This is a genomic window from Ruminobacter amylophilus (assembly GCF_900115655.1).
In the GTDB taxonomy this organism is placed as follows: Bacteria; Pseudomonadota; Gammaproteobacteria; order Enterobacterales; family Succinivibrionaceae; genus Ruminobacter; species Ruminobacter amylophilus.
Genome location: NZ_FOXF01000008.1, coordinates 67667 through 82016 on the forward strand (window position 1 = coordinate 67667; position 14350 = coordinate 82016).

Annotated in this window: 7 protein-coding genes; 6 read left to right on the forward strand and 1 reads right to left on the reverse strand. The window is 41.4% G+C overall.

Annotated elements, in window-relative coordinates; translation table 11 throughout:
• Window positions 1–449 precede the first annotated feature (449 nt).
• The 6 genes from murJ to BMY80_RS03705 all read left to right on the forward strand — a co-directional run bounded on the left by murJ (window position 450) and on the right by BMY80_RS03705 (window position 13593).
• Entirely contained in the window at window positions 450–2048 is a 1599-nt protein-coding gene (gene murJ / locus BMY80_RS03680) for a murein biosynthesis integral membrane protein MurJ (protein WP_093141005.1), read from the forward strand.
• A gap of 87 nt (window positions 2049–2135) precedes the next feature.
• Window positions 2136–3068 carry a bifunctional riboflavin kinase/FAD synthetase gene (ribF, locus tag BMY80_RS03685; protein ID WP_031579996.1) on the forward strand — a complete coding sequence of 311 codons (933 nt, stop codon included), beginning with the start codon at window positions 2136–2138 and terminating at the stop codon, window positions 3066–3068.
• A 199-nt stretch (window positions 3069–3267) separates the two neighbouring features.
• A complete protein-coding gene (gene ileS / locus BMY80_RS03690) occupies window positions 3268–6081 on the forward strand; it encodes an isoleucine--tRNA ligase (protein WP_093140994.1) in 2814 nt (937 codons plus the stop codon).
• Window positions 6082–6163: 82 nt separating this feature from the next.
• Window positions 6164–6691: a signal peptidase II gene (gene lspA / locus BMY80_RS03695; protein WP_093140997.1), complete on the forward strand. Its 528-nt coding sequence runs from the start codon at window positions 6164–6166 to the stop codon at window positions 6689–6691.
• Window positions 6678–7625: a 4-hydroxy-3-methylbut-2-enyl diphosphate reductase gene (ispH, locus tag BMY80_RS03700; RefSeq protein WP_093140999.1), complete on the forward strand. Its 948-nt coding sequence runs from the start codon at window positions 6678–6680 to the stop codon at window positions 7623–7625. The genes lspA and ispH overlap by 14 nt, the downstream gene beginning before the upstream one ends.
• A gap of 562 nt (window positions 7626–8187) precedes the next feature.
• A complete protein-coding gene (locus BMY80_RS03705; protein ID WP_093141002.1) occupies window positions 8188–13593 on the forward strand; it encodes a pilus assembly protein in 5406 nt (1801 codons plus the stop codon).
• 288 nt (window positions 13594–13881) lie between these two features.
• On the opposite strand, the gene BMY80_RS03710 is transcribed toward BMY80_RS03705, so the two are convergent.
• Window positions 13882–14350: IS66 family transposase (locus BMY80_RS03710; RefSeq protein WP_143066444.1), on the reverse strand; the 469-nt coding region annotated here is incomplete at its 5' end.

The window sequence follows — 14350 nt, forward strand, 5'->3', positions numbered from 1 at the left end:
AGATAAAAGTCTCTATTACGCTTAGACATAATTAGCCGGTTATGTCACAGACTGTAATGTGGTTTGTCCCTGTTTATGGATAGCTTTACGGCACAAAGAGACACTTCCCGGAATTTAGGATTTCATGCGTATTGCAATCAAACTAGGTTTGGACAATAAACTGTGCGGATTATATCAAAAGCATGCCGGATTGTCATGTTTTTTGATGTATTTATTTAAATCTCGGCTGGGCACTGTGCAAAGGCGGTACATACTGAGCGTAACCGTCATATTTTCATTATTATCCAAAAAGCGTAACTGTGCGGAATCAGTATTATGTTTGAGAATGAGGGAGATAGATATTATAATCTGCAGCATTATGTCCGGACGGTGAGATTGTCTTTTCGGTTATGATACACTGAGCACGGATTATTATTTTCATATCATATGATTATTGATTGCAGATTGTCATGAGTAAATTATTTCGTTCCAGTATAATCACGTCTCTTGCCACTTTCATGTCCAGAATTCTCGGACTGATAAGAGATGTGTGCATTGCTAATCTTCTTGGTGCCGGTCAGAGTTCGGATATTTTTCTGTTTGCGCAGAGAATTCCTAATTTTTTAAGACGACTGTTTGCAGAAGGCGCATTCAGTCAGGCTTTTGTGCCCGTTATGTCTGAATTCAAGGCAAAGAAGGATCAGGAAGGACTCAAGGATCTTATAAGCAATACTTCAGGAACTCTCGGCGCGGTTGTCTTCATTATTACCGTAATAGGTATGCTGGGCAGCAGCGTGATAACGGCCGTTTTCGGGTGGGGCTGGTTTCAGGAGTGGCTGGAAAATCCTGGGGAAGGCAAATTTACACAGGCCTCTTTTTTACTGAAAATAACGACTCCATACCTGTTTTTCATTACTCTTACAGCCGTGTCTGGTGCCATATTAAACACCTTTGAAAAATTTCTGATTCCTGCCATTACTCCGTGTCTGATGAATCTCTGCATGATTGCAAGCTGTTTTGTTCTGAAAGATTACTTTGAAGATCCGAATCTGGCTCTTTCAATCGGTTTTATGACTGGCGGGGTAGTGCAGTTTTTATTTCATCTGCCGTTTCTGTATAAGCTGGGATGTCTGGTAATACCTCGCTTCAGCTGGAATCATCCTGGTGTGACCAAGATTAGAAAACTGATGATTCCTGCTATTTTCAGTGTTTCGGTCAGTCAGATTAATCTGATTATCAATACTATTATCGCCACAAAGCTTACGACCGGGGCAATCAGTTATCTGTATTACTCAGACAGACTGCTGGAATTCCCGATAGGAATTTTCGGTGTGGCGATAGGAACGGTGATTCTTCCTGCCCTGTCTCGTCAGTTTGCCAAAAAGGATCTTGATGGTTACGTTAAGACATTGGACTGGGGTATCAGGCTTGTTCTTCTGCTTGGTTTCCCTGCAATGATGGGGATTATAATGCTTCGTGAACCAATAATCCGCGTTCTTTACATGAGTGGAGAATTCGGCCTCGACGCTGCAGGTCATGTGTCTCTGAGTGTAATAGCCTCAGTGTCAGGCTTATGGGCTATTATGCTTGTTCGTGTTCTGGCTCCCGGATTTAACGCAAGACAGGATACCGCCACACCTGTAAGATACGGAATCATTTCCATGGTGACCAACATTATATGCAGTCTGATTATAGTATTTCCTATTGAGTACTGGCTGCTTGTAGGTGGAAACAGCGGTTACGGCTATCTGGGACTGGCACTGTCCACAACACTGTCATCCATTGTTAATGCCTCACTGCTTCTGCGTGGTCTTGCCAAGAAGAATATTTATCATATCAGCAGAAATACCGTTGTTTTTGTTCTAAAGCTTCTTGCCGGTACGATTGTTATGTCCATGGTTTTGATGTTCCTTAAGGGCTGTTTTGCAACTGATGCCGCTGAATGGGCCGGAATAAGCCATATAAGTTCAATTGTGTATTTGGTGTGTCTTGTTGCATCAGGAGCTGCGGTTTATTTTGTAACGTTGCTGCTGCTGGGAATTCGTCCGTCTCAGCTAAAGGGGGCGTAGTTTAAAAAATGTTATAAACATAACGTTTTTTTGGTATAATCCTATTCTTGTTGATAAATAAAATTGTTTTTAATAGTTGGTTGAATTATGCACTTAGTGCGAAATCTTGATAATTATACCTGCCGTGCTGAAGGAATAGCACTAACCATAGGTAATTTTGACGGTTTGCATATAGGTCACAGAGCCGTCCTCAGTGAACTGAAGGAGAAGGCTCGTAAACTGGGTATTAAAACGGGTGTAATGTGCTTTGAGCCACAGCCTCTGGAATTTCTGTCCTGTGAGAAAATACCGGCAAGGTTAAGCAGGTTCAGAGACAAGTTTCTGGGACTCAAGGAGCTTGATATCGATTACCTGTTCTGCCCTAAATTCAATCAGAAATTTGCCTGTCAGTCTCCTGAGTCGTTTATTGAGGATGTCCTGGTAAAAAGACTTAACGTTAAACTGCTTATAGTCGGAGATGATTTCCGTTTCGGCAGGATGGGCAAAGGCGGATATGATCTGCTGGTCGAGTCCGGCAGAAAATACGGATTCGAAGTATACAGCATGTCCAGCTACAGATATCACGGAGAGCGTGTCAGCTCAACGGTGATAAGACAGCTTTTAAGGGAAGGTTCTCTGGATAAAGTATCGGAAATGCTTGGAGAATACTTCTATATAAGAGGTAAGGTCTGTCACGGAAGAAAAATAGGGTCAACGATAAATTTTCCGACGGCCAATATCAATCTTAACCGAAGGGTTGTGCCTCTGTTCGGTATTTATGCTGTGAAGGTCTGTATGCCCGACGGATCCATGCGATACGGCATGGCAAATGTAGGCATGAGACCGACTGTAAACGGTACGTATCCTCTGCTGGAGGTTTTTGTATTTGATTTTTCCGGCAATCTGTATACGAAAGAGATTAAAGTTTCATTTATCAGAAAACTGAGAGATGAAATCAAGTTTCCGTCTCTGAATGAGCTGAAACAGCAGATTTCAAAGGATGAACAGGAAACCAGAGCGTATTTCAGTGTTCATCCGTAGGTTTATTGAGCGGCTGAGAATGTCTGACGTTTTAAACTGTCAATCGTTTTCAGTCGGCTTTTAATGATTAAAGGTGCGGTATTTTCCGTTCTTGTATAGACATACTGTCGGCAAGTCTATCGCTCATGATACGGCGGGGAAATAAGCATAAGCTTAGAAACCTGAAGACAGTGTTTTTTAATTATGGTATTGAATCAAAATGACAGATTATAAGAAAACTCTTAATTTGCCTGATACACCTTTCCCGATGCGTGGTGATCTGGCAAAGCGTGAACCGCTGATGTTAAATTCCTGGTATGAAGATGATCTTTATAGTCAGATTAGAAACGCCAGAAAAGGCAGAAAGTCATTTATTCTGCACGACGGTCCTCCATATGCAAATGGCAATATTCACATTGGTCATTCAGTAAATAAGATTCTTAAAGATATCATAATTAAGTCCAAGACCTTAAGCGGTTTTGATGCTCCATATATTCCCGGCTGGGACTGTCACGGTCTTCCTATTGAACTCAAGGTTGAAGGTCTTGTAGGAAAGCCTGGTCAGAAGGTTACCGCAGCAGAATTCAGAGAAGAGTGCCGTAAGTATGCCAGAACCCAGATTGATGCCCAGCGCAATGATTTCAAGAGATTGGGCGTTCTCGGTGACTGGGAGAATCCGTATCTCACCATGAATTTTGAAACAGAAGCCAATATTATCCGTGCTTTGGGCAAAGTTGCGGAAAACGGCCATCTGGTAAAGGGCTTTAAGCCTGTTCACTGGTGTATTGACTGCGGCAGTGCTCTGGCAGAAGCTGAAGTTGAGTACTATGACAAGCAGTCATATGCAATTGACGTATGTTTCAAGGCTGCAGACAAGGAAGCTGTTCTCAGTGCTTTCGGCAATGCCAAGTGTGACGGTGTTCCCAACATTGTTATCTGGACAACCACTCCATGGACTCTGCCTGCAAACAGAGCCGTATGTCTCAATGCTGATTTCAACTATCAGCTGATTTCCGCAGATAACGGCAAGTGCTATATTCTGGCGGAAGTTCTCTCGGCTGAAGCTTTAAAGAGATACGGCGTGACTGATTACACCGTGATTGCCGTTACCAAGGGCAGCAATCTTGAAGGTCTGAAGTTCTGTCATCCGTTCCTGGATATTCAGGTTCCTGTTATTCTCGGTGCTCATGTTACCGATGATTCCGGTACAGGTGCTGTTCACACCGCTCCTGGTCACGGTATGGATGACTATGTGGTTGGCTGCAAGTACAATCTTGAAGTTGCATGTCCTGTAGGTGCAGACGGCAGATTCCTTGAAGGAACTCCTTATTTTGCCGGTCAGAACGTGTTTGAGGCAAATCCTAAGGTTGTTGAACTTCTTAAGGAAAAGGATGCTCTGGCAGCAGTTAACAAGATTAATCACTCATATCCATGCTGCTGGAGACATAAGTCACCAATCATTTTCCGTGCTACCCCGCAGTGGTTTATCAGCATGGAAGAAAAGGGCCTCAGAACCAACGCACTGGATGAAATCAAGAAGGTTCAGTGGGTTCCGTCATGGGGACAGAACAGAATTGAAGCGATGGTGGCAAACCGTCCTGACTGGTGTATCAGCCGTCAGCGTACATGGGGTGTACCTATCGCTCTGTTTGTAGACAAGGATACCAATGAACTTCATCCTCGTACACAGGAACTGATTGAAGAGATTGCCAAGCGTGTTGAAAAGAAGGGTATTCAGGCATGGTGGGATCTTGATCCTAAGGAAGTCCTTACCGCTGAAGAACAGGAAAGATATGTTAAGGTAAAAGATACTCTTGACGTATGGTTTGATTCCGGTTCAACCAGCTATACCGTTGTGGGCAAGCGCCCTGAATACAACGGTCAGAGCGCTGATATGTACCTTGAAGGTTCAGATCAGCATCGCGGCTGGTTCATGTCATCTCTGATGATTGGTACCGCTATTTCAGGCAAGGCTCCATACAAGACTGTTCTGACTCACGGGTTTACCGTAGACGGACAGGGTCGTAAGATGAGTAAGTCAATCGGTAATGTTGTTAGTCCTCAGGATGTAATCAGCAAACTCGGTGCTGATATTTTAAGACTGTGGGTTGCTTCAACCGATTACAGCGGTGAAATGACCGTTTCTGATGAAATTCTCAAGCGCAGTGCCGAGGCATATCGTCGTATCCGTAACACCTCAAGATTCCTTTTGGCAAACATCAATGATTTTGATCCTGAAAAGAATATGGTTGATTTCGATGATATGGTTGCACTTGACCGCTGGGCAGTATCATGTGCCGCAAAGGCTCAGAAGGAAATTATCAAGGCTTATAACAGCTTTGATTTCCATACTGTTGTGCAGAAGATTATGCAGTTCTGCTCCGTAGATATGGGATCTTTCTATCTTGATATTGTTAAGGACAGACTGTATACCTCCAAGACCGACGGTGTTGCCCGCAGATCAAGTCAGACTGCACAGTATCTTATTGCTGAAGCCATGGTACGCTGGTTCTCTCCGATTCTGAGCTTTACCGCTCAGGAAATATGGCAGCTCTTACCTGGAAAGAGAGATAAGTATGTATTTACAGCAGAATGGTATGAAGGTCTTAAGGAACTTCCTGATGACGCGTCTCTTAATGATGATTTCTGGCAGAAGGTTAAGACTGTTCGCGATGAAGTGAATAAGAAGCTTGAAAATGCCCGTAAGAACAAGGTTATCGGCAGTTCATTGGAAGCGGAAGTAAAGATCTACGCAAACGATGACATTACCGCAACTCTTGCGGCTCTGGAAGATGAATTACGCTTCGTTCTTCTGGTGTCAAAGTGTGAAGTACTGCCTCTTGCTGACGGAGCAGATGCTGAAAAGGCAGATATTGACGGCTTAGCCGTAACTGTTGTTGCAACAGCAGAAGAAAAGTGCGAAAGATGCTGGCATCGAGTTCCTGGAATCGGTTCTGTTTCAGGTCATCCAGGTATCTGTAAGCGTTGTGCTGAGAATATCGACGGCAACGGTGAAATCCGTAAGTTCGCATAAAGCGTTCATGATGCATTTGTTATAATATGTATAAGCCCTGTTTTATGCAGGGCTTTGTTTACTGATAATCAAGGATTTGTGGATGGGTGGAAAAATTTTTAAAACCGGCCTGGTTTATCTGCTTTTCTCTGTTGTGGTCATGCTTTTGGATTATCTGACAAAACAATGTATTGTAAGTAATGTACCGGTTAATGATATCGCTGGTTCCATTGAGGTTATTCCTAATTTTTTCAGAATTATACATGTGCATAATCACGGTGCTGCCTTCAGCTTTCTTGCAGGACAGAATGGATGGCAGGTTGTTTTTTTCAGTGTCATTGCCATAGCTGTCAGCTGTTTCTGTATCAGGGGGATGTTTAAAAACAGCAGATCTCAGCTGATTTCAAATACAGGGTATGCACTGATTGTCGGCGGGGCATTGGGAAATCTGTATGATCGTATTGCATATGGTTACGTTATAGATTTTCTTGATTTTAATTTTGGAAACTATCATTATCCGGCATTCAATGTTGCTGACTGCGGAATATGCGCAGGTGTTTTTCTGTGGTGCGTATATGAACTGTTTTTGAATAAGAATAATAAGGAAAATTCAGACAATGCAGGAAAATAACAGAAAAAAAATTCTGCTGGTAAGCCCCCGCGGTTTCTGCGCAGGCGTCAGCAGAGCAATTCAGATTGTTGAACTTGTGCTTGCAAAATTTGAAAATGAAAATGTTTATGTTCTGCACGAGGTTGTGCACAATAAACACGTGGTTGAAGAACTGAATCGTCATGGAGCCATCTTTGTGGACTGTCTGGATGAAATTCCTGACGGAGCCATTACTGTTTTTTCCGCACACGGTGTCTCAAAAGAAGTTGAACAGAAGGCCGTACGTAAAAATCTCAGAGTCTATGATGCAACCTGTCCTATTGTTGATAAGGTTCATCGAAAGGTCAGACGCATAAGTGATCAGGACGAAGAAATAATAATGATCGGTCACGCTAAACATCAGGAAGTGGAAGGAACTGTTGGACAATATACCAGCAGGGTAGGGGCTATGCATGTTATAAATGACATTGATGAAATAAAAAAAATTAATATCATGCATCCTGACAGGCTTCATTTTGTAACTCAGACGACTCTCAGTGTTGATGAGGCAAAGAATTGTATTGGTGCCTTGAAACAGGCTTTCCCTTTAATTTCCGGACCGGCAACCAACGATATCTGTTATGCAACTCAGAACAGACAGCAGGCTGTGAAGGAAGTTGCCAAAATTGCTGACGTGGTATTGGTTGTCGGTTCAAAGAATTCATCCAATTCCAATCGTCTCAGTGAGGTTGCCAGACAGACAGGATGCGTTTCCTATCTTATTGATGATTACACAGATCTCACACCGGAGATGACCGCCGGAAAAAATATTATTGCTATTACCAGTGGTGCTTCTGCTCCGGAATACCTGATTGAGGAAATAGTAAAATGCCTCAACAAAAATGCTGACTATGATGTTGAGAACATCGGTGTTTCAAACGAAAAACAGAATTTTAAACTGCCCTCAGGCTTATAATATTCTTATGCTTTTTTATAGAGTTTTTTTTATGACAAATGTGAGAAAAACTCTATTTTCCCTAAGTTAAAAAAATTTTCCTGAATTTACATTTGTTAATACCGTGTGTTAATGAATTTTGCTTTTTTGCAAATGTAAAGAATATGTTTTATTAACATGTTTTATGTCCGGCAGTAATCTTTTTTGCATGTTTTAAAACTATAAATGATTTATCAAAAAGATGATATATGAAATTAAAGTGCGTGCTAATTATATACAATATATAGTTATTTATAATATTTTATAAATAAAGGATAATTAGTGTCGGTTTATCCATTTATAGTAATATTTTTTAACAAAATATTAAAAACTGTTGTAAATTAACAGTTTTTTATAAAAATAAAACTAAATAGTTTAAGAGTTTAAAATGCAAATTTTGTGAATTAAACTGTAATTCTATTATTAAATGTTAATAATTTTTTGAAAATAATTGTTAGTTAGTATTTAATAGTAAATTGAGTAGTTTTCATTTTTGAAAAAAAGAATAATTATTTTCATACTTTAATTTAAGTGAGGTAAGCTCATGGTTAAGTTAAAAAATTTATCCAGAGTCATTAATGCCTGTGTGTTCATGGCGGCCACGGGTTTAACGGTCTCCGGTGTGGCTTTGGCGGCTAATCCTAACCTGCAGAACGCTTCAAATGAAGAACTTTTGCAGGCTAAGAACAATTCTCCTGCAACCGCACCGTTCGGCATAGCAGGTCTGGGGGTTGCCCCACTGGTTATGCTGACCGTAGGTAGAGAACATAATTTGTTTACAGAAGCTTATTCAGATTACACTGATATTGATGGTGATGGTCAGCTTGATATCATGTTTGACCCTTCAATTTCATATTATGGTCTTTTTGATCCGAAATTCTGTTACAAGTATCAGTCAGGAACCAGTAATCTGACCAATGTTCCAGATGCATCTACGCCAAATTCTTCTTACAGCAAATTCCCTGGATACTGGTATCCGGTAGCTATTGCAACTGACAGCAGTGCTGTCAGCCTTGACATGTGGGCAAATACGGATCGTCCGTCCAGAACTGCCAAAATATGTAGCGGAACTTGGAGCGGTAATTTTCTGAATTATGTGACCTCAAGCCGTATTGACGTTATCAGAAAGGTTCTGTATGGTGGAACCCGTGTGTACAGCTCAACCAAGGGTAGTGATCTTGCAAGCGGTTCAGCAAAGACTACAAAGTACAATGGATCATCACTGTTGGCACACTCACGTGTAATACGTGATTCTCATTCATGGGGTAAGGTATTTTCTGATTTAATGTATGATCAGAAATTTAGGGTATCTCAGTTTACTGATTTGGCTGATACCGGTAATGCAGAAGATGCCTGGTTTTTTGTGGTAGCATCTCCAGACAGTCCAAATGAAGCCAGCAACAATGATGGCAATGGTAATTCATATCGCTGGAGTACGTCATATCTTCGTTATGCAAAAGTGCATAATGCCGGTATGCCTGGCAGAGCTCCGTCATCACAGAATACAGACCCGGCATATATTTGGGACTGGGCAAGCCGTCAGACTTTCAATCAGGACTCAAATGATGCCATAGGCTCAAAAAATCAGAAGAAAATTGATAGATCAAAGAAGACTGAAGGTAGTACAACCAAGAACGAAAGTCTTTTCTCGAGTACTGTACAAACACGCGGCATAGCCGTTGTGGCATGTACCGAACAGTTCCATGATAATGATAACTGTTATAATTATGGCACCGAAGCTGAACCTATCTGGCAGCCTATAGGTCTGTTGCAGCAGTATGGGCAGGGTGATAAACCTCGTATGAAGTTTGGTCTTATCAGCGGTGGCTGGGAAAAGAATATCCAGACAGGTATTTTAAGAGCAAACATCGGTGATTTTAATTCTGAAATTCACTACGACAACACCAGCTCACACGTAGCCGGTGACTTTAATTTTGGTACGATTAAGTGTTCAGGCGTATCCAGCAATGGTGCCGGGGCAATTTGTGGTATCGTTGCTACTTTCGACCGTATGAACATATCTGCCAAGGAAAGTGGTTCAAATAACTTAGGATACCCTAACGGTGGCGGTGTCTACAACAAATGTTCTCGAAGTGTAGATGATACATTGGTTAAAATGTATAACCAGTCCGGTGGCAGATGTCATGACTGGGGTAATCCTGTAGGAAAGATGCTTTACCAGACTGCCAAGTATTTTAAAGGCGTTGACCTGGACGATCAGAAGTCTGATTTTGAAGAAGCTCAGTTGAAGATTGGTCACGTGACCCGTTCAGATCCGTATCCAAAAGGAAGTTCTACCTACTGTGCTAAGCCTGTGTCTCTTTTGATTGCTGATGAAAATATCAGTTTTGATAGTAATTATAATAACAGTACTCCATATTCCGGTGATACTTCAGCGATTCTTGGTGAGACCGCATCAGTTTCTAATGAATATGGTCTTGCTGAAGGCAGTTACTTCATGGGGCAGGTAAGTGGTAAAGATTCCGGTGCATATGAATTTATTCCATCCAGAAAGCATATTACCAATCTTAGTCAGGTAATAGGCCTTGCTCCTTCCGTTGCTTTCAGTTTTGGTAGTTACAATGTTGCCGGTGTTGCTTCTCTGTACAGTAAAAACAGGTTAAGAGAATCAGAAGGTCCGAACGGTAAAAAGGCCAATCTGTATCTTTCAACTTATGTAGTTGCAATGAAGCCTAATGTTCCGCAGATTAATATTCCTGTTACTACTAAATCAGGAAAACAGATAACTGTTGAATTACTTCCATTCGCAAAAACACCTTGCGATTATTGTAATGTAAGTAGCAATGATTCAACCAAGGAAATTTATCTTAAAAATATTTCCAAGGATGTTCGTTTAAGACAGTCAACAAATCAGGTTGCTGACTTCTATGTAGAAAGTCTCGGTGCAGATGAAGGTGTGTTCAGAGTTAGTTACGAAGACTTTGAATATGGCTCAGACTACGATATGGACTGGGTGGTAGGATATAAGTATAAGGTTATTCAAGGTAATAAAGGTACTTATGTCAGAGTTATGCTTTCTCACGAAGATGGTGACCCATATGCTCCTCAGCATGCTGGTTATGTAATAACCGGTGTTGAAAATGAAGGCGTATACATGGATTTGGGTAAACTGTCATCAAAGAGTACTGATAAGACAGGTTGTAATACCAACATGTATGAACTGGATACCGTTATAAATGACGTATCAATCGATTCATGTCGTTCCAGCTACTGGAAAATGATCACCGACAAGGATCATGGTCTTACACAGGTTGCAGAAAAGGGCAAGACTACCTTTACGGACAATATGTGTCTGTTCCCTTATTACGCTTATACTGAAACTTCATATAATTATGCGTTCTGGTCTCCGGATGTTATAGATAGCTACTATGATACCTATATTGCACCTCATGCAGCGATCTACTACGGTAACAGAAGAGCACTGTATGACGCTGGATACAAGCAGTATGCTATATTCAAGGATATGGCCAAAAACTATAATGCACGTTTACATGGTGATCGTCTTTCATCAATGGGTAAGCATGCAACAGCTAACAATTTAGGTGTTACCACCAGCCGTTTGTTCAAGGTTGATGAAAGCAAAGCCAATGGTGATACCGGTTGGTTAAAGAGTCCTCTTTGGTTTGCGGCAAAGTACGGTATTAATCCGGATAATAGTGCAGGTCGTAAAGATCCAAAGGTAGAACCTGATAACTACTATCTTGTTACAAATCCTGTTAAGATGCGTGACGGTATCGCGAAAATGCTTAATAAGATTGATCAGACATTTAAGTCTGGATCTAGCTTTGTTGCTGCAGATGCCATAGTGGGTACTGAAGGTTCTGTTTACGGTACATCTTATGATCCGTCAACCTGGTACGGTGCAGTGTCTAAACGTGGATACACTACGGATGATAAAGGAAACATCTCAATAAACGGTGACGTTGAATGGAATGCTGCCAAGACATTTGCTGCTACTTTACCTGATGACAGAGTTGTAATTACCCTGGATTCTGTTAACCATCAGTTGAAGAGATTCTATGCTTCGGAAATTCCATATAACTATAATACATGGAACTCAGATAAAAGTGGTTACGCTACTGAATCTCAGGGGAGTGGTGCTGTCCAGTATTTAGGATATGATGTTGTCCGTCAGATTCTCAATGAAAATTCTTTAACTGATGAACAGGTAAACGATCCGGATTATCTTGCTTATGCTGATAAGCTGGTGCGTTGGGTTCTTGGTGATCACAAGTACGAAGGTTTAAATACCTCAGATAATTACTCAAAGAGACTGGCTAATAATGAAAACAAGCCTCTGAGATACCGTTCTGAAAGTATTACAGGAGATGAAGATTTCAGATTCGTTCTGGCTGACGTTATTAACTCCGATGTAGTTGCCTTTACTGTGAATAACAGTAAGTATCTTGCAGTTGGTGCAAATGACGGTATGCTCCATATTCTCAACGAAGCCGATGGTAAGCCTATTGTATCTTATCTTCCTTCAGCAATGCTGCCTCATTTAGGAAAGCTTGTTAAGGAAACCTACAACACAGACCATCAGGCTTATGTTGACAGTACTCCAAAGGTATTGAAATCAGGCGGAAAGGTCTATCTGTATGGTACTTATGGTTTAGGTGTTAAAGGTGCTTATCTGTTGAATGTGTCAGCCATCGATTCTATTGCTAATTCAGGGGTTGATGCTAAGCTTTCTGCTTTGATGAGCGGTAGTGATAAGCTTCTTGTTTGGGAACTTAAGGAAGAACAGTCTCAGTATATTGGTAAGCAGCGTGTAGCTCCAGCCTATGTGAGAGTAAAAACATCTGAGGAATCTGACTCAGCGATTGAATATTTTATTTTTGCAAGTGGTTATGATGCTGCAAAACAAGGCTTAACTTTTGTAGATATATTCGGTCAGGGTGGTTCTTGCATAAGCGGTTCCCTCTCTGAATTTACTCCATGTATCATCGGTGAACGTGATGTTGCAGCCGAAGATCCTTGGGGATACGGAAGAACCAATGCTTTCGGACCGTTGCAACTTCAAACTTCATCATCAATAGATGAAGTTGGTTTGTTATACAACGGTATGTATTGGGGTGACCTGTTCGGTAACTTATGGAAGTTAGATCTGAAGAGCTTACAGCCTGATGATTACTATAATGTTGCTAACTGGGTTAATGCTGAACCAAGAGTTATCTTCAGAGCTACTGATTCAAACGGTGTAGCACAGCCAATCACAACAAAGGTGGCAATCGACTATCATCCAGGTGGTGGTGTCGGTCTGATCTTTGGTACTGGTGGTCTGTGGACAACAGCTGATCAGGGTACTGTATCACTTAAATACAATACTACCCAGACTATTTATGTGTTAAGGGATCTGAATACTTACGATCCTTCTGTTAACGCATCAAACAGAAATGACGGTGAACTGGTTCATAGATGTGCCAACCCATCAGACGTTCATAATTCCGGCAATGCAGAAGGCTGCTTAATAAAGTATAGCTACGCTGATGGCGGTATTAAGGTTGATCCGGCTGCAAAACCAAATGAAGATACTAAGCTTTATGGCTGGTATCTGGATTTGGCTGATGACAATTTGGGTTCTAGTTATGGTAGCGGTGCCCGTATTTATAGAGATCCTAAGATTATTAATTCATACAATGTAGCATTTGCTGTCAATGTACCTAGTGTTAGTGATACCTGTTCTGGTGGCGGTACTAGCTACATGTTGTATGGTGACTGGACTCTTACTGATATGGATACTGTTGTTGAAGTAACCGCTGTTAAGAATTATCTCACCAGTGAAATATCAGTATACTATAATGCAGATGGATCTATAGCTGTGAGAGCCGCTGGATCTGAAGCTGATGAGGATACCGAAATATATGCTGGTGGTCCAAACCTGAAAGATCCGATAGTCGGTAATTCATCATGGATGAAACTCTACTAGTATTTTGTGTTAGCTAGTGCAAACCCCAAATTATATAAGTTTTTATGACATATTATTTGGGGAAATTAAAAAAAGCTCATTTCTCATTTCGTGGGGAATGAGCTTTTAATTTATGGCTCTTCACGGAATTGTTGGGAATCCGAGAGAGGACTGGTATCGAATTAGAGTAAAGAAATAGTCCTCATCTCTGTGAGCATGTGAAAATCGTATGCGTGTAAGCAAATAGGGTTATTTAAAATTGAAGCTCACTGTGCTACTACCACAGTGAGTTTTTGATATTGTAAAGGTTTAGTCCTCGGAAGCTGTTTCAGCCTGACGCAGGTCTTCCAGATTATTTGACCTGCAGTCTGCGGGAACCTTGTCTGACCACGGCAGAAGATGACTCATGTTGCTGAGTACGTTCTTCGGTCTTACCGAACTGATTTCCGTAAGAAGCCATTCAAGATATTTGTACGGAGCCAGACCGTTGGCTATCGCTGTCTGGATGATGGTGTAGTATCCGGCACTGACATCGGCTCCGTTCTCCGTGAAGTTAAATAAGAAGTTCTTTCTTCCCACGGTAAACGGACGTATTGAGTTTTCAGCAGTGTTATTGCTGACGTCACAGTTGCCGTCATTGAGGAAGTTCATCAGTTCCTGACTTCTGTCCAATACGTACTGTACCCCCTGACTCAGGCGGCTCTTCGGAAGACAGCACCGGGCATCCTTTATCCCCTGACAGAAGATAAAGAACTCATCCAGTATCGGCTTTGTTTTT